The 16899-nt window shown below is 55.5% G+C and carries 13 protein-coding genes; 9 read left to right on the top strand and 4 right to left on the bottom strand.

What is annotated here, in order from left to right; translation table 11 throughout:
- Positions 1 to 15 precede the first annotated feature (15 nt).
- Complete coding sequence (gene xylF, locus ACOTWU_RS21625) at positions 16 to 1008, bottom strand: D-xylose ABC transporter substrate-binding protein (RefSeq protein ID WP_006808602.1); 993 nt, start codon at positions 1006 to 1008, stop codon at positions 16 to 18.
- A gap of 371 nt (positions 1009 to 1379) precedes the next feature.
- Here xylF and xylA point away from each other — a divergent pair, with 371 nt between their 5' ends.
- Positions 1380 to 2702 (top strand): xylose isomerase, encoded by a 1323-nt coding sequence (gene xylA, locus ACOTWU_RS21620; RefSeq protein WP_220719769.1) that lies wholly within the window; start codon positions 1380 to 1382, stop codon positions 2700 to 2702.
- Between the two features lie 59 nt (positions 2703 to 2761).
- Complete coding sequence (gene xylB / locus ACOTWU_RS21615) at positions 2762 to 4216, top strand: xylulokinase (RefSeq protein WP_126499277.1); 1455 nt, start codon at positions 2762 to 2764, stop codon at positions 4214 to 4216.
- A gap of 52 nt (positions 4217 to 4268) precedes the next feature.
- On the opposite strand, the gene ACOTWU_RS21610 is transcribed toward xylB, so the two are convergent.
- Positions 4269 to 5264 (bottom strand): acyltransferase, encoded by a 996-nt coding sequence (locus ACOTWU_RS21610; protein ID WP_015572742.1) that lies wholly within the window; start codon positions 5262 to 5264, stop codon positions 4269 to 4271.
- A 184-nt stretch (positions 5265 to 5448) separates the two neighbouring features.
- Between ACOTWU_RS21610 and ACOTWU_RS21605 the strand changes: the two genes are divergently transcribed.
- The 3 genes from ACOTWU_RS21605 to glyS all read left to right on the top strand — a co-directional run bounded on the left by ACOTWU_RS21605 (position 5449) and on the right by glyS (position 8905).
- Positions 5449 to 5754: a YsaB family lipoprotein gene (locus ACOTWU_RS21605; protein ID WP_017693801.1), complete on the top strand. Its 306-nt coding sequence runs from the start codon at positions 5449 to 5451 to the stop codon at positions 5752 to 5754.
- 160 nt (positions 5755 to 5914) lie between these two features.
- Positions 5915 to 6826 carry a glycine--tRNA ligase subunit alpha gene (gene glyQ, locus ACOTWU_RS21600; RefSeq protein WP_003860141.1) on the top strand — a complete coding sequence of 304 codons (912 nt, stop codon included), beginning with the start codon at positions 5915 to 5917 and terminating at the stop codon, positions 6824 to 6826.
- Positions 6827 to 6835: 9 nt separating this feature from the next.
- Complete coding sequence (gene glyS / locus ACOTWU_RS21595; protein ID WP_006808596.1) at positions 6836 to 8905, top strand: glycine--tRNA ligase subunit beta; 2070 nt, start codon at positions 6836 to 6838, stop codon at positions 8903 to 8905.
- 145 nt (positions 8906 to 9050) lie between these two features.
- Here the strand turns inward: glyS and fadA are convergent, their stop codons facing one another.
- A complete protein-coding gene (gene fadA, locus ACOTWU_RS21590; protein ID WP_023295589.1) occupies positions 9051 to 10214 on the bottom strand; it encodes an acetyl-CoA C-acyltransferase FadA in 1164 nt (387 codons plus the stop codon).
- Positions 10215 to 10223: 9 nt separating this feature from the next.
- Positions 10224 to 12413, bottom strand: a complete 2190-nt coding sequence (gene fadB, locus ACOTWU_RS21585) for a fatty acid oxidation complex subunit alpha FadB (protein ID WP_023295588.1) — start codon at positions 12411 to 12413, stop codon at positions 10224 to 10226.
- Positions 12414 to 12603: 190 nt separating this feature from the next.
- Here fadB and pepQ point away from each other — a divergent pair, with 190 nt between their 5' ends.
- From pepQ to hemG, 4 genes are read left to right on the top strand one after another with little or no spacing between them, the layout of a single operon-like run.
- Entirely contained in the window at positions 12604 to 13935 is a 1332-nt protein-coding gene (gene pepQ, locus ACOTWU_RS21580; protein WP_045616116.1) for a Xaa-Pro dipeptidase, read from the top strand.
- Positions 13935 to 14549 (top strand): IMPACT family protein, encoded by a 615-nt coding sequence (locus ACOTWU_RS21575; RefSeq protein WP_015572737.1) that lies wholly within the window; start codon positions 13935 to 13937, stop codon positions 14547 to 14549. The genes pepQ and ACOTWU_RS21575 overlap by 1 nt, the downstream gene beginning before the upstream one ends.
- 41 nt (positions 14550 to 14590) lie before the next feature.
- Positions 14591 to 16042 (top strand): Trk system potassium transporter TrkH, encoded by a 1452-nt coding sequence (gene trkH, locus ACOTWU_RS21570; protein ID WP_006808591.1) that lies wholly within the window; start codon positions 14591 to 14593, stop codon positions 16040 to 16042.
- Positions 16043 to 16052: 10 nt separating this feature from the next.
- Positions 16053 to 16598 carry a menaquinone-dependent protoporphyrinogen IX dehydrogenase gene (gene hemG / locus ACOTWU_RS21565; protein WP_252049386.1) on the top strand — a complete coding sequence of 182 codons (546 nt, stop codon included), beginning with the start codon at positions 16053 to 16055 and terminating at the stop codon, positions 16596 to 16598.
- Positions 16599 to 16899 lie beyond the last annotated feature (301 nt).

The raw sequence follows: 16899 nt of genomic DNA, 5'->3' as shown, positions 1-16899 counted from the left end.
AGGGGCTGCGCTGGATTACAGTTCACTCTTCTTATGGAAACCGTCTTTCACCACGGTGGCGTCAATATTCTCTTTGTTGACTTCGATAGGGGTAAGCAGGCGAGCAGGTACGTCTTTCAGGCCGTTATTTAACGTCGCGTCTGCTTTAGGTTGCTGGCCATTGCCCAGTTCAACGGCAATTTCGGCGGCCGTATTGGCAAGCTCGGTAATGGGCTTATACACCGTCATGGTCTGGGTACCCGCGATGATGCGTTTTACACCCGCAAGGTCGGCGTCCTGGCCGGAAATAGCGACTTTCCCGGCCAGGCCCTGCGCGCTCAGCGCCTGAATGGCGCCACCCGCAGTGGCATCGTTAGAGGCCACCACCGCATCGATTTTGTTGTTATTTGCGGTCAACGCGTTTTCCATAATTTTCAGCGCGTTTTCCGGTAACCAACCGTCAGCCCACTGGTCGCCGACGACTTTAATTTTGCCCTCGTCGATATACGGCTTCAGCACTTTCATTTGTCCCTGGCGGAACAGTTTGGCGTTGTTATCCACAGGCGAGCCGCCCATCAGGAAATAATTCCCCTGAGGCACTTTTGCGACCAGGCTTTTAGCCTGTAATTCACCCACCTTTTCATTGTCGAACGAAATATAATAATCAATATCGGCATTATTAATCATGCGGTCATAAGCCAGGACTTTTATCCCTTCCTGTTTCGCTTCTTTCACCACGTTGCTTAATACCTGGCCGTTATACGGGATAATGACCAGCACATCGACGCCACGGTTGATCATATTCTCGATTTGCGACATTTGCGTCTCTTCGTTGCCGTTAGCGGACTGAACGAACACCTCCGCGCCGAGAGATTCCGCTTTTTTAACAAAGATATCGCGATCTTTTTGCCAGCGCTCCAGGCGTAAGTCATCAATCGCCATGCCGATTTTGACCTCTTTGGCGTGTCCGGCAAAGCTTGCAAGCAGGAGAGTAGTGCAGAGCGTTAGGGTCAGGTTCTTTATCTTCATAATTATTAGGCCTTTTTGTAGGGGTATGTGTAGCTGAGATAAAAGAAACGTTCACTGCTGAGACGCAGCAAATTTTTAACGTGGAAAGGCCTGCTGGCAATTACAGATTTTTATCTTCTCATTACGATATTTGGTTTATTTCTGAATTTATGACCGCGATCGGATTTTAAAAAGCGTAACCTATTAATTACATTTGATTCTGGAATGCGCGCCGAAAAATAGTTTGTCTGCGCATTATTTTGCGAGCCAGCGCACAATTGCGCATTATCTCAATAGCAGTGTGAAATAACGTAATTGAGCAACCTCCAATGTCTATTCACTATTACTCCAGAAGCAAGACCACGCCGCATACCCTGATTATGGAGCTCAATATGCAAGCTTATTTCGACCAACTCGATCGCGTTCGTTTCGAAGGCACGAAAACGACCAATCCTTTAGCATTTCGTCACTACAACCCGGATGAGCTGGTGCTGGGTAAGCGCATGGAAGATCACTTGCGCTTTGCCGCCTGCTACTGGCACACCTTCTGCTGGAACGGTGCCGATATGTTCGGCGTGGGCTCTTTTGACCGTCCATGGCAACAGCCGGGCGAGGCCATTGAGCTGGCGAAGCGTAAAGCCGACGTCGCGTTCGAGTTCTTCCATAAGCTGAACGTGCCGTACTACTGTTTCCACGATGTGGACGTGTCGCCGGAAGGGGCATCGCTGAAAGAGTATCTGAACAATTTCGCGCAGATGGTCGACGTACTGGCTGAAAAACAGCAGCAAAGCGGCGTGAAGCTGCTCTGGGGTACGGCTAACTGCTTTACCAATCCTCGCTATGGCGCGGGTGCGGCAACCAACCCGGACCCGGAAGTCTTCAGCTGGGCGGCAACCCAGGTCGTGACCGCGATGAACGCCACGCATCAGCTGGGCGGTGAGAACTATGTACTCTGGGGCGGTCGTGAAGGCTATGAAACGCTGCTGAATACCGACCTGCGTCAGGAGCGTGAGCAGATTGGTCGCTTTATGCAGATGGTTGTGGACCACAAACACAAAATCGGTTTCCGCGGCACGCTGCTGATTGAGCCAAAACCACAGGAGCCAACCAAGCATCAGTATGATTATGATGTCGCCACCGTGTATGGCTTCCTGAAGCAGTTTGGTCTGGAAAAAGAGATCAAAGTGAATATTGAGGCTAACCACGCTACCCTGGCGGGCCACTCGTTCCATCACGAAATTGCCTCTGCGATTGCGCTGGGCATCTTCGGCTCTGTCGATGCTAACCGTGGTGATCCACAGCTGGGCTGGGATACCGACCAGTTCCCGAACAGCGTGGAAGAGAATGCGCTGGTGATGTACGAGATCATCAAAGCGGGCGGTTTCACCACCGGCGGCCTGAACTTCGACGCTAAAGTGCGTCGCCAGAGCACCGACAAATACGATCTGTTCTACGGGCATATTGGCGCGATGGACACCATGGCGCTGGCGCTGAAAGTAGCGGCCCGTATGATTGAAGACGGTGAGCTGGATAAGCGCGTGGCGAAGCGCTACAGCGGCTGGAACAGTGAGCTGGGCCAGCAAATTTTGAAAGGTCAGTTATCGCTTGTGGAGATCGCGAAGTACGCTGAACAGCATCAGCTTGCGCCGCAGCATCAGAGCGGCCATCAGGAGCTGCTGGAAAACCTGGTCAATCACTACCTGTTCGATAAATAACAGCATCCAGGCCCGGTAAGCGCAGCGCCACCGGGCATTTTCGTCAAAGGAGCCACCACATGTATATCGGGATCGATCTTGGCACGTCGGGGGTGAAAGCCATCCTGTTAAGCGAGCAGGGCGATGTATTAGCCACGCACACTGAAAAGTTGCAGGTTTCACGTCCGTATCCGCTTTGGTCGGAACAAGATCCGGAGCAGTGGTGGCAGGCGACGGAGCGTGCGATGAAAGCCTTAGGCGAGCAGCACAGCCTGCGCGACGTGAAAGCGCTGGGCATTGCCGGGCAAATGCATGGCGCAACGTTGCTGGATAGTCAGCATCGCGTTCTGCGCCCGGCTATTCTCTGGAACGATGGCCGCTGTGCGGAAGAGTGCGCGATCCTTGAGGAGCGTGTGCCTGCATCCCGTGAAATTACGGGCAACCTGATGATGCCCGGTTTTACCGCGCCAAAACTCCTGTGGGTGCAGCGCCATGAGCCTGAGATTTTTCGTCAGGTGGCGAAGGTTCTGTTGCCGAAAGACTACCTGCGTTTTCGCATGACAGGGGATTTTGCCAGCGACATGTCTGACGCCGCGGGCACGATGTGGCTCGACGTGGCGAAACGGGACTGGAGCGAGGCGATGCTGGATGCCTGCCAGCTGACGCGCGACCATATGCCTGCGCTGTTTGAAGGCAGTGAAATCACGGGGGCTTTACAGCCTTCTGTTGCTGAACGCTGGAACATGCCAGCCGTACCTGTCGTTGCCGGCGGCGGCGATAATGCGGCGGGTGCGGTCGGCGTGGGGATGGTCGAGGCAGGGCAGGCCATGCTCTCACTCGGTACCTCCGGCGTCTATTTTGCCGTCAGTGACGGGTATCGTAGCAACCCTGGAAGCGCCGTACACAGCTTCTGCCACGCGTTGCCGGGTAAATGGCATTTGATGTCGGTGATGCTGAGCGCGGCTTCCTGCCTCGACTGGGCGGCAAAGCTAACCGGAATGGCGGACGTCCCGGCGCTTATCACAGCGGCACAGCAGGCAGATGATAATGCCGGTGCGGTTTGGTTTTTACCGTACCTTTCCGGCGAGCGGACGCCGCATAACAACCCGGAAGCGAAAGGGGTGTTCTTCGGTCTTACCCATCAGCACGGCCCGGCAGAGCTTGCGCGCGCGGTGCTTGAAGGCGTTGGCTATGCTCTGGCGGACGGAATGGATGTCGTGCATGACTGTGGACTGACGCCATCCAGCATTACGTTAATTGGCGGCGGTGCACGAAGCAGCTACTGGCGGCAAATGCTTTCCGATATCAGCGGGTTGCAGCTGGACTATCGTACGGGAGGCGATGTCGGCCCGGCGCTCGGTGCGGCACGGCTGGCGCAAATTGCGCTGAACCCGGATAAACCACTGCACCAGCTTTTGCCCCAGCTGCCGCTTGAACGGCAGCATCGTCCTGATGCGAAAAATCATGCTCGCTATGCTGAAAGACGAGACGTGTTCCGCAAAATCTATCAGCAGCTTTTGCCGCTAATGTTATAAACAGGAGCCGGGTGGCGCTAACGCTTACCCGGCCTACCAGCCTTCAACCGGGTTAGCTTACAAACCTGCGCGTATCGATTCTTTGCAGCAACATTGACAGCAGCAGGCTGACAACCAGCGTAACGGTAAATATCCAGACAATATCCAGCACCGGCCAGCTTTTAAGCTCAACGCCGCGGGTGCGCAGGGCGTGGATCACCAGCGCGTGAAAACCGTAAATGCCCAGCGAGTGGCGAGAGATAAACCCCAGCACCGGAAGCGGGCGGGCATTCAGGGTGTTTTTAACCAGCGTCAGCAGAGAGATCGCGCAGATAAAGACCATCGGCCCGCAGTAGAGATACCAGGTATCGGCAAAGTTGCCGCGCCATTGCAGCTCATGCAGCGTCCCGCGAGAGATAATAAACACACCGACGAGAAACGCGGCCGCGCATAGCCAGTTTATTCCTCGCTTTTGCGTCTCCATCATGCCAATGGCGCGCCCCAGCATGCCGTACAGCACGTAATAAAACGTATCCCCGGTGATATAAAGGTTAACGGGCAGCCATTCAAAGCCATCAATTTTCTGTGAAACGGTATTCGGGTTGGCCACGATCCCGATTATTACCATCAAGGCCAGCAGCATTTTACCGCTGACGTTTTTTACCTGAATTAACGGTGACACCAGATAGATAACGATTATCGCGAAGAAAAACCACAGATGATAGAACACCGGTTTTTGCAACAAATTGAGCAGGGAACGTTCAGCGTTAATTGAAGTGAACAGGATGATATAGAGCAGCGAAAAGGCGCTGTAAAACAGCAGACAGGAGACAATACGGATGAAATGTCTTGGCTGCGCGCTACGCTCGCCAAAAAAGAGAAAACCGGAAATCATAAAGAACAGCGGGACGCTCACGCGGGAGGCCGAGTTCAGAATATTGGCGACATCCCAGTTAACAGGGCTGATACTGTGCGCGTTCGTGACATACCAGGTCGTTGTGTGGATCATCACCACCATCAGACAGGCTATTCCCCGCAGGTTATCAATCCAGTTAATTTTTGACTGCATCAGTTCCTCTGTATTCCTGATAAAAAAAGTGTGACTGCGATTGTGTAAAACTTTTCCCTTGGAAAATTCTGAGTTTAGCCAGGCTAACTTGTAGGGAGCTGGCGAGATTCGCAGAATGACGGACTTTAATCTATAAACGTGTTGCTACTAAAAATAACAGCCACTGACCAGGGCGGTAATAAAAATGATGATGAAGCGTGGGGTGTCACTCTTTCTGCTGCTCTTATTAACAGGATGCAGTGCTTCTGAGGAGATACCTGTCCAAAAAGCGCAGCAGGGGAAAATGAGCCCGGAGCGTTCTCTGAATATGGAACAGCTGTGCAGGGATCAGGCGGCTCACCGCTATAATTCCGAAGCACAGAAAATTCATATAAACGGCTTCGAGCGCTTTCAGGGCAGCTATGAACTGAAAGGCTATACGGCGCGTAAAGAGGGCTTTGTCTGCTCTTTTGATGCAGACGGCCAGTTTTTACATCTCTCAATGCGTTAAATTGCTCGTATAAGCAGCAACCAGAGCCTTCGCAGGTTCTGGCTGTAGGGCTTATTCCCCAATTTTCCCTAAACAACCCCGTTTCGTACTGTATATCTTGCAGCCAGCGGGTATACTGATCCCTTCCATTTAAAACCACACGTATCCAGCACGAAATACTATGCAAAAGTTTGATACCAAGACCTTCCAGGGCCTGATCCTGACCTTACAGGATTACTGGGCTCGTCAGGGCTGCACCATTGTTCAACCTTTGGACATGGAAGTTGGCGCAGGCACCTCACACCCGATGACCAGCCTGCGCGCGTTAGGGCCAGAGCCAATGGCGACCGCCTATGTGCAGCCATCCCGTCGTCCGACCGATGGCCGTTACGGCGAAAACCCGAACCGTTTGCAGCACTACTATCAGTTCCAGGTGGTGATTAAGCCATCACCCGACAACATTCAGGAACTGTACCTCGGGTCACTGAAAGAGCTGGGTATGGATCCAACCATTCACGACATTCGTTTCGTGGAAGATAACTGGGAAAACCCAACGCTGGGTGCCTGGGGTCTGGGTTGGGAAGTGTGGCTGAACGGCATGGAAGTGACCCAGTTCACTTACTTCCAGCAGGTTGGCGGTCTGGAATGTAAACCGATTACCGGCGAAATCACCTATGGTCTGGAACGTCTGGCCATGTACATTCAGGGCGTAGACAGCGTTTACGACCTGGTCTGGAGCGACGGCCCGCTGGGTAAAACCACCTACGGCGACGTGTTCCATCAGAACGAAGTGGAGCAATCCACCTATAACTTCGAATACGCGGACGTGGACTTCCTGTTCACCTGCTTCGAGCAGTACGAGAAAGAAGCCCAGCAGCTGCTGGCGCTGGAGACTCCGCTGCCGCTGCCTGCCTATGAGCGTATTCTGAAGGCTGCCCACAGCTTCAACCTGCTGGATGCCCGCAAAGCGATCTCCGTGACTGAACGTCAGCGCTACATTCTGCGTATTCGTACCCTGACCAAAGCCGTTGCAGAAGCTTACTACGCGTCCCGTGAAGCCCTTGGCTTCCCGATGTGCAACCGAAACAAATAAGAGGCGGCCATGTCTGAGAAAACTTTCCTGGTGGAAATCGGCACTGAAGAGCTGCCACCAAAAGCCCTGCGCAGCCTGGCTGAATCTTTCGCTGCGAACGTCACTGCTGAGCTGGATAACGCTGGCCTGGCGCACGGTAAAATTGAGTGGTTTGCTGCGCCGCGTCGTCTGGCGCTGAAAGTGGCAAACCTGGCGGCGTCCCAGCCGGATCGCGAAGTTGAAAAACGTGGCCCGGCCATTGCTCAGGCGTTCGACGCGGAAGGCAAGCCGAGCAAAGCGGCAGAAGGCTGGGCGCGCGGCTGCGGCATCACCGTTGATCAGGCTGAGCGTCTGACCACCGACAAAGGTGAATGGCTGCTGTACCGTGCCCATGTGAAAGGCGAAAGCGCCGAAGCGCTGCTGCCTGACATGATCGCGACCTCGCTGGCAAAATTGCCGATTCCTAAGCTGATGCGCTGGGGCGCGTCCGACGTACACTTTGTGCGTCCGGTTCACACCGTCACCCTGCTGCTGGGCGATACCGTTATCCCGGCGACCATTCTGGGCGTGGCGTCCGATCGCGTGATCCGCGGCCATCGCTTTATGGGCGAGCCGGAGTTCACTATCGACAATGCTGACCAGTACCCGCAGATCCTGCTGGAGCGCGGTAAGGTCATTGCTGACTACGAACAGCGTAAAGCCAAAATCAAAGCGGACGCAGAAGACGCGGCGCGCAAAATTGGCGGTAATGCCGATCTGAGCGACAGCCTGCTGGAAGAGGTGACTTCGCTGGTCGAATGGCCGGTTGTACTGACCGCGAAATTCGAAGAGAAATTCCTGGCCGTTCCGGCAGAAGCGCTGGTTTACACCATGAAGGGTGACCAGAAGTACTTCCCGGTTTACGCCAACGACGGCAAGCTGCTGCCAAACTTCATCTTCGTGGCGAACATCGAATCGAAAGATCCGAGCCAGATTATCTCCGGTAACGAGAAAGTGGTGCGTCCGCGTCTGGCGGATGCCGAGTTCTTCTTCAATACCGACCGTAAAAAACGTCTGGAAGACAACCTGCCGCGTCTGCAAACCGTACTGTTCCAGCAGCAGCTGGGTACGCTACGCGACAAGACCGACCGTATCGCGGAGCTGTCCGGCTGGATTGCCCGTGAAATTGGCGCCGACGTTAACCACGCTACCCGCGCGGGCCTGCTCTCCAAGTGCGACCTGATGACCAACATGGTGTTCGAATTTACCGACACCCAGGGCGTGATGGGCATGCACTACGCGCGTCACGATGGCGAAGCGGAAGACGTGGCGGTAGCCCTGAACGAGCAGTATCAGCCGCGCTTTGCCGGTGACGATCTGCCGTCTAACCCGGTTGCCTGCGCCGTGGCGATTGCCGATAAGATGGACACCCTGGCGGGTATCTTCGGTATCGGTCAGCATCCGAAAGGCGATAAAGACCCGTTCGCGCTGCGTCGTGCTGCGCTGGGCGTGCTGCGAATCATCGTAGAGAAGAACCTTAACCTCGATCTGCAAACGCTGACCGAAGAAGCGGTACGTCTGTACGGCGATAAGCTGACCAACGCGAAGGTTGTGGATGATGTTATCGACTTTATGCTCGGTCGTTTCCGCGCGTGGTATCAGGACGAAGGTTACTCCGTTGATACCATTCAGGCGGTGCTGGCGCGTCGTCCGACCCGTCCGGCAGATTTCGATGCGCGTATGAAAGCGGTATCCCACTTCCGTACGCTGGAAGCGGCGTCTGCGCTGGCCGCGGCCAACAAGCGCGTATCCAACATCCTCGCGAAATCCGACGAGACGCTGAACGAGCGCGTCAACGCTGCAACCCTGAAAGAGCCGGAAGAGATTTCTCTGGCGATGCAGGTGGTGGTGCTGCGCGACAAGCTGGAGCCGTACTTCGCGGAAGGTCGCTACCAGGAAGCGCTGGTGGAGCTGGCGGAGCTGCGTGACGTCATCGACGCCTTCTTCGAGAAGGTGATGGTGAACGTGGAAGATAAAGAGCTGCGGATTAACCGTCTCTCGATGCTTGAGAAACTGCGTGAGCTGTTCCTGCGCGTGGCGGATATTTCGCTGCTGCAATAACGTAAAAAACCCGCCCCTGACAGGCGGGAAGAACGGCAACTAAACTTTTTCTCTTCGTAGGCCGGGAAAGCGTAGCGCCTCCCGGCAAAAGCCCGATGGCGCGATGCTTATCGGGCCTACGTTACTTTGAGATACTTTTCCTTATTTACACCCTCTCAAACACCGTCGCGATACCCTGACCCAACCCAATACACATCGTTGCCAGTCCGAACTGGGCATCTTTGCGTTCCATCAGGTTAATCAGCGTGGTACTGATACGCGCCCCGGAACAGCCCAGCGGGTGACCGAGGGCGATCGCGCCGCCGTTGAGGTTAATCTTCTCGTCGATCTGATCTATCAGCCCCAGATCTTTAATGCACGGCAGGATCTGCGCGGCGAACGCTTCGTTCATCTCAAAGAGGTCGATATCACTTGCGCTCAGCCCCGCTTTTTTCAGCGCCAGTTTTGATGCCGGAACCGGGCCGTAGCCCATGATGGAAGGATCGCAGCCCACGACCGCCATCGAACGCACGCGGGCGCGTGGCGTCAGGCCTAATTCGCGGGCGCGGCTTTCGCTCATTACCAGCATCGCGGCGGCACCGTCGGACAGGGCAGACGAGGTGCCCGCCGTTACCGTACCGGTGACCGGATCAAACGCCGGACGCAGGGTAGAAAGCGCTTCGACCGTGGTTTCCGGGCGGATAACTTCGTCGTAGCTGAACTGCTTCAGTACGCCGTCTGCGTCGTGACCGCCGGTTGGGATGATCTCATTCTTAAAGGCACCAGACTGCGTGGCGGCCCAGGCGCGGGCATGCGAGCGTGCGGCAAACGCATCCTGCATCTCACGGCTGATGCCGTGCAGACGGGAGAGCATCTCGGCGGTCAGGCCCATCATACCGGCGGCTTTCGCCACGTTGCGGCTCATGCCAGGATGGAAATCGACCCCGTGGCTCATCGGCACGTGGCCCATGTGCTCCACGCCGCCCACCAGACAGGCCTGCGCATCGCCGGTCATGATCATCCGCGCCGCGTCGTGCAGCGCCTGCATCGACGAACCGCAAAGACGGTTGACGGTGACGGCCGGAACCGAATGCGGGATCTCCGCCAGCAGGGACGCGTTACGGGCAATGTTGAAGCCCTGCTCCAGCGTCTGCTGCACGCAGCCCCAGTAGATATCGTCCAGCGCTGCTGGGTCCAGCGCCGGGTTACGCGCCAGCAGGCTACGCATCAGATGCGCGGAGAGGTCTTCCGCGCGCACGTTACGGAACGCACCGCCTTTTGAACGGCCCATCGGGGTGCGAATCGCATCAACAATGACAACCTTTTCCATTGTGACTCCTTAAGCCGTTTTCAGTTCGCCAACCGGACGGGCTGGCTCAACTGCTGGGTAGTAGGGTTCGTTATGGCGCGCTTTGTTACGCAGCCCTTCCGGCACCTCATAAAGCGGGCCGAGGTGCTGGTACTGCTGAGCCATATCGAGATAGCGGGCGCTGCCGAGCGTATCCAGCCAGCGGAACGCGCCTCCGTGGAACGGAGGGAAGCCGAGGCCGTACACCAGCGCCATATCCGCTTCTGCCGGGCTGGCGATAATGCCTTCTTCGAGGCAGCGCACCACTTCGTTGACCATCGGGATCATCATCCGGGCGATGATCTCATCGTCGGTGAAGTCGCGTTTCGGCTGGCTTACATCGGCCAGCAGGCCATCCACCGCCGGATCTTCTTCTTTCTTCGGTTTGCCTTTGCTGTCTTCTTTATAGCGCCAGAAGCCCAGGCCGTTTTTCTGACCGAAGCGGTTGGCGTCAAACAGTGCGTCAATGGCGTCGCGATAATCTTTCTGCATGCGCTGCGGGAAGCCCGCCGCCATCACCGCCTGCGCGTGATGGGCAGTGTCGATGCCGACAACGTCCAGCAGATACGCCGGGCCCATCGGCCAGCCGAACTGTTTTTCCATCACTTTGTCGATTTTGCGGAAGTCTGCGCCGTCGCGCAGCAGTTGGCTGAAACCGGCGAAGTACGGGAACAGCACGCGGTTAACGAAGAAGCCCGGGCAGTCGTTAACCACGATCGGCGTTTTGCCCATCTTGCTCGCCCACGCCACCACTTTGGCGATGGTTTCGTCGGAGGTTTTTTCCCCTCGGATCACTTCGACCAGCGGCATGCGGTGCACCGGGTTAAAGAAGTGCATCCCGCAGAAGTTTTCCGGACGCTTCAGCACGCTCGCCAGTTCGCTGATAGGAATGGTGGAGGTGTTAGAGGCCAGCACGGTTTCCGGACGCACCTTGTCTTCGGTTTCGGCCAGCACCGCTTTTTTCACTTTCGGGTTCTCGACGACCGCTTCAACCACCACGTCCACACGGTCGAAACCGCTGTATTCCAGCACTGGCTGGATGGTGGAGATCACGCCTGCAAGCTTCAGACCATCAATTTTGCCGCGCTCAAGCTGTTTATTCAGCAGCTTGGCCGCTTCGGTCATGCCCAGCGTCAGGGATTTCTCGTTGATGTCCTTCATCACCACCGGCACGCCTTTCCAGGCAGACTGATAGGCGATGCCGCCCCCCATAATGCCCGCGCCGAGTACCGCCGCGTGTTTTGGCGTTTCAACGTTTTTGGTGAGTTGTTTGGCTTTGCCTTTCACGAACTGATCGTTAAGGAAGATACCAACCAGCGCGCGGGCTTCGTTGGTGTGCGCCAGCGGGACAAAGCTCTGGTTTTCAAGCTTCAGAGCGTCATCACGGCCCAGACGGGCTGCCGCTTCAATGGTTTTCACCGCCGTGATCGGCGCCGGGTAGTGTTTACCCGCCGTCTGCATCACCATGCCTTTGGCGATGGTGAAGCTCATGGTGGCTTCAATTTTGCTGAGCTTTAATGGCTCCAGCTTTGGCTGACGTTTGGCTTTCCAGTCGAGATCGCCGTTAATCGCCTGACGCAGAATGGCGATAGCACCCTCAATCAGTTTTTCAGGCTTAACCACGCCGTCCACCAGGCCGATTTTCTGCGCCTGTTCTGCGCCGACATCTTTACCCGCGGCAATGATCTCCAGCGCGCTGTCGGCACCCAGCATGCGCGGCATACGCACGGAACCGCCAAAGCCCGGCATGATGCCCAGCTTGGTTTCCGGCAGGCCGATGCGCAGGTCCGGCGTCGCCAGACGGTAGTCGGTCGCCAGCACGCACTCGCAGCCACCGCCCAGCGCGTAGCCGTTAACGGCGGAAAGGGTCGGGACAGGCAGATCTTCCAGACGATTAAAAACGCTGTTGGCAAAGTGCAGCCACTGGCTCAGCTGTTCTTCGGGCACCAGGAACAGCGACAGGAATTCGGTGATATCCGCGCCAACGATAAAGGCCGCTTTGTTGGAGCGCAGCAGCAGCCCTTTCAAATCTGATTGCTTTTCAAGTACATCCAGCGCCTGGCCAAGACTGGCCACCGTCGCGGTATCAAGCTTGTTCACTGAGCCGGGGGCATCGAACACCAGTTCGGCAATGCCATCTTCCAGCCAGTCTACGTACAGGGTGTCGCCTTTGTAGAGCATGTCGGTCTCCTGAATCCAGCAATTGGATCTGGTCATACCAGATGAGACGGAGTGTGGAATTTATGTTAATAAAATGCAAATTAGTCATTAAGAAATTGCTGCGCTGATCACGGTCGGTGGAAATCACGCAGCCGGAGTGAGGTGTGCTAAGATGCGATGACTTGAGGTCAAAAAAACGAAAGGAAGAATGATGGACTCACTGGCTTCGCTTTATAAAAATCATATCGTTACCCTACAGGAACGTACCCGCGATGTACTGACCCGCTTCAAGCTGGATGCCCTGCTGATCCACTCCGGCGAGCTGATGAATACTTTTCTTGATGACCATGCTTATCCCTTCAAGGTTAACCCGCAGTTTAAAGCCTGGGTGCCTGTCACGCAGGTTCCAAATTGCTGGCTGCTGGTGGATGGCGTGAACAAGCCGAAACTGTGGTTCTACCTGCCGGTCGATTACTGGCACAACGTGGAGCCGCTGCCGACCTCATTCTGGACCGAAGAAATTGACGTGATTGCGCTGCCAAAAGCAGACGGTATTGGCAGCCAGCTGCCAGCGGCGCGCGGCAACATCGGCTACATTGGTCCGGTTCCTGAGCGTGCGCTGGGTCTGGATATTCCGGCAGATAAACTCAACCCGAAAGGCGTGCTGGATTATCTGCACTACTATCGCGCCTACAAGACCGACTACGAACTTTACTGCATGCGTGAAGCGCAAAAAACGGCGGTGAATGGCCACCGTGCGGCGCACGAAGCGTTCCAGTCCGGTATGAGCGAGTTCGATATTAATCAGGCCTACCTGACGGCGACCGGCCACCGCGATACCGACGTGCCGTACAGCAACATCGTGGCGCTGAATGAACATGCCTCGGTTCTGCACTACACCAAACTGGATCATCAGGTTCCGGCTGAGATGCGCAGCTTCCTGCTGGACGCGGGGGCTGAGTACAATGGTTATGCGGCAGACCTGACCCGTACCTGGGCGGCGAATGCGGACACCGATTTTGCGCAATTGATCAAAGACGTGAACGACGAACAGCTGGCGCTGATTGGCACCATGAAGGCCGGAACCAGCTACGTGGATTATCACATCCAGTTCCATCAGCGCATCGCTAAACTGCTGCGTAAGCATCAGATTGTCAAAGACATGAGCGAAGAGGCGATGGTTGAGAACGATCTGACCGGGCCATTTATGCCGCATGGTATCGGTCACCCGCTGGGTTTGCAGGTTCATGACGTCGCGGGCTTTATGCAGGATGATACCGGTACGCACCTGGCGGCACCGTCTAAATATCCTTATCTGCGCTGCACCCGCGTTCTGGCGCCGCGTATGGTATTGACCATCGAGCCGGGCATCTACTTTATTGAATCCCTGCTGGCGCCGTGGCGCGAAGGGCAATTCAGCAAGCACTTCAACTGGGAGAAAATTGAAGCGCTGAAGCCGTATGGCGGCATTCGTATCGAGGATAACGTGGTTATTCACGAGAACAGCATTGAGAACATGACGCGAGATCTGAAGCTGGCCTGATGGAAAGCTGGCTGATACCGGCCGAGCCGGTCACCTTTGTTGAGGAAATCAAGAAAAGCCGCTTTATCACGCTGCTGGCGCATACCGACGGCGTGGAGGCGGCGAAGGCGTTCGTCGAGTCCGTCCGCGCGCAGCACCCCGATGCCCGCCATCACTGTGTGGCGTGGGTCGCAGGGCCGCCAGACGACTCACAGCAGCTCGGGTTTTCTGACGACGGTGAACCGGCGGGTACGGCCGGAAAACCGATGCTATCCCAGTTAATGGGCAGCGGCGTGGGTGAAATCACCGCCGTTGTTGTCCGCTACTACGGGGGCATTTTGTTAGGCACCGGAGGGCTGGTTAAAGCCTACGGAGGTGGTGTCCAGCAAGCGCTTAATCTGCTGATAACAACCCGCAAAACGCCACTTACGGAATATACTTTGTTATGCGATTACGCCCAGCTCTCGGGTATCGAAGCACTGCTTAAACAGTTTAACGGTGTCATCGCACACAGTGATTATCAGGCAATGGTGCAATTACGCGTGGCGCTTCCTCAGGCGGAACTGGCTGCTTTTTCAGCAAAACTCGCTGATTTTAGTCGCGGTTCATTGCAATTACTGCCGATTGAAGAATAATCCCCACCTCACAATTTTGAATACCTAAGGAAGCGGCAGAGATGCATTTTCGTGCCATTACCCGAATCGTTGGATTGCTGGTCATACTTTTCTCCGGGACAATGATCATTCCCGGACTGGTGGCGCTCATCTACCGGGACGGCGCGGGGCGTGCATTTACGCAAACCTTTTTTGTCGCGCTGACGATTGGCTCCCTGCTGTGGTGGCCAAACCGCCGTGAGAAAGGTGAACTGAAATCCCGGGAGGGGTTTCTGATTGTGGTCCTGTTCTGGACGGTACTGGGAAGCGTGGGTGCGCTGCCGTTTATCTTCTCCGAACAACCGAATCTCACCGTCACGGATGCGTTTTTTGAATCGTTCTCCGGATTAACGACCACCGGCGCCACCACGCTTGTGGGGCTGGATTCGCTCCCGCATGCGATTCTCTTTTACCGGCAGATGCTCCAGTGGTTCGGCGGTATGGGGATCATCGTCCTGGCGGTGGCTATCCTGCCCATTCTGGGCGTCGGGGGGATGCAGCTTTACCGGGCGGAGATGCCCGGCCCGCTGAAAGATAACAAGATGCGCCCGCGTATTGCGGAGACGGCGAAAACCCTGTGGCTTATCTATGTCCTGCTGACGGTGGCCTGCGCGCTGGCGCTGTGGTTTGCCGGGATGCCTGCGTTTGATGCCATTGGGCATAGCTTTGCGACTATTGCTATCGGCGGGTTCTCCACCCACGATGCCAGCGTCGGCTACTTCGACAGCCCGACAATCAATACCATCATTGCCATCTTTTTGCTGATCTCAGGCTGTAACTACGGTCTACACTTCTCGTTGCTTAGCGGACGGAGCCTGAAGGTGTACTGGCGCGACCCGGAATTCCGGATGTTTATTGGCGTCCAGCTGACCCTGGTGGTTATCTGTACCCTGGTACTGTGGTTCCACGATGTTTATAACTCGGCGGTCACGACCCTGAACCAGGCCTTCTTCCAGGTGGTATCAATGGCGACAACCGCTGGTTTCACCACGGACAGTATTGCGCGTTGGCCACTGTTCCTGCCGGTGCTGCTGTTGTGCTCTGCGTTTATCGGCGGTTGCGCCGGGTCAACGGGCGGCGGTCTGAAGGTGATCCGCATTCTGCTGCTGTTCAAGCAGGGGAACCGTGAGTTGAAACGTCTGGTCCACCCGAATGCGGTTTACAGTATTAAGCTGGGGAACCGCGCGCTGCCGGAGCGCATCCTCGAAGCGGTGTGGGGATTCTTCTCCGCTTATGCACTGGTCTTTATTGTCAGTATGCTGGCGATTATCGCCACGGGCGTGGATGATTTCTCTGCCTTCGCCTCTGTGGTGGCAACGTTAAATAACCTGGGGCCGGGGCTGGGCGTCGTGGCGGATAACTTCGCCAGTATGAACCCGGTGGCGAAGTGGATCTTAATCGCCAATATGCTGTTTGGGCGTCTTGAGGTCTTTACGCTGCTGGTGCTGTTTACCCCAACATTCTGGCGTGAGTAAGGAGACATTGGTGAAAACGTTAATTCTTTTCTCAACGCGTGACGGACAAACGCGTGAGATTGCTTCATATCTGGCTTCTGAACTCAAAGAGCTGGGCATTTATTCTGATGTGGTGAACCTGAATCGCACAGAGCAGATTGCCTGGCAGGATTACGACCGCGTGGTCATTGGCGCTTCAATTCGTTACGGCCATTTCCATCCGGCGCTGGATCGCTTTGTGAAAAAGCATACGGCGGAGCTCGCTCAACTGCCTAGCGCGTTTTACTCGGTCAACCTGGTTGCCCGTAAAGCGGAGAAGCGTACGCCGCAGACCAACAGCTATACGCGCAAGTTTTTGCTAAGTTCGCCATGGCAGCCCGATATCTGTTCTGTCTTTGCTGGCGCGCTGCGTTACCCGCGTTACCGCTGGTATGACCGCTTTATGATCCGCCTGATCATGAAAATGACGGGCGGGGAAACGGATACGCGTAAAGAAGTGGTTTATACCGACTGGGCCCAGGTCGCCAGTTTTGCCCGTGAAATTGCGCGTTTAACGGACGATGCGCGGGATAAATAAGCGTTGAGTTTGAAAAGTGAGCGAACGAAATTTTTTTTGTATTTAGTGCTTGTCACTTCAGAAGAACTCCCTATAATGCGCCTCCACTGACACGGAACAACGGCACGCAAGCCGCCGGGTCAGCAGAGAAAAGCAAAACAAACGCTTGACTCTGAAGCGGGAAAGCGTAATATGCACACCCCGCGTCGCAGCGAAAACGAAGCGGCACTGCTCTTTAACAATTTATCAGACAATCTGTGTGGGCACTCAAAGTGACATGGATTCTTAATGTCTTCGGACACTAAATGAATACCAAGTCTCA

The sequence above is a fragment of the Enterobacter cloacae complex sp. GYL001 genome (assembly GCF_049237125.1).
In the GTDB taxonomy this organism is placed as follows: domain Bacteria; phylum Pseudomonadota; class Gammaproteobacteria; order Enterobacterales; family Enterobacteriaceae; genus Enterobacter; species Enterobacter hormaechei_C.
The sequence above is the reverse complement of the archived record's forward strand: the minus strand, read 5'-3'. Positions and strand labels throughout refer to the sequence as shown.

Bases quoted from the DNA above. Each gene is read 5' to 3' on its own strand.
- xylF (WP_006808602.1), bottom strand. From the start codon at position 1,008: ATGAAGATAAAGAACCTGACCCTAACGCTCTGCACTACTCTCCTGCTT.
- xylA (WP_220719769.1), top strand. From the start codon at position 1,380: ATGCAAGCTTATTTCGACCAACTCGATCGCGTTCGTTTCGAAGGCACG.
- xylB (WP_126499277.1), top strand. From the start codon at position 2,762: ATGTATATCGGGATCGATCTTGGCACGTCGGGGGTGAAAGCCATCCTG.
- ACOTWU_RS21610 (WP_015572742.1), bottom strand. From the start codon at position 5,264: ATGCAGTCAAAAATTAACTGGATTGATAACCTGCGGGGAATAGCCTGT.
- ACOTWU_RS21605 (WP_017693801.1), top strand. From the start codon at position 5,449: ATGATGATGAAGCGTGGGGTGTCACTCTTTCTGCTGCTCTTATTAACA.
- glyQ (WP_003860141.1), top strand. From the start codon at position 5,915: ATGCAAAAGTTTGATACCAAGACCTTCCAGGGCCTGATCCTGACCTTA.
- glyS (WP_006808596.1), top strand. From the start codon at position 6,836: ATGTCTGAGAAAACTTTCCTGGTGGAAATCGGCACTGAAGAGCTGCCA.
- fadA (WP_023295589.1), bottom strand. From the start codon at position 10,214: ATGGAAAAGGTTGTCATTGTTGATGCGATTCGCACCCCGATGGGCCGT.
- fadB (WP_023295588.1), bottom strand. From the start codon at position 12,413: ATGCTCTACAAAGGCGACACCCTGTACGTAGACTGGCTGGAAGATGGC.
- pepQ (WP_045616116.1), top strand. From the start codon at position 12,604: ATGGACTCACTGGCTTCGCTTTATAAAAATCATATCGTTACCCTACAG.
- ACOTWU_RS21575 (WP_015572737.1), top strand. From the start codon at position 13,935: ATGGAAAGCTGGCTGATACCGGCCGAGCCGGTCACCTTTGTTGAGGAA.
- trkH (WP_006808591.1), top strand. From the start codon at position 14,591: ATGCATTTTCGTGCCATTACCCGAATCGTTGGATTGCTGGTCATACTT.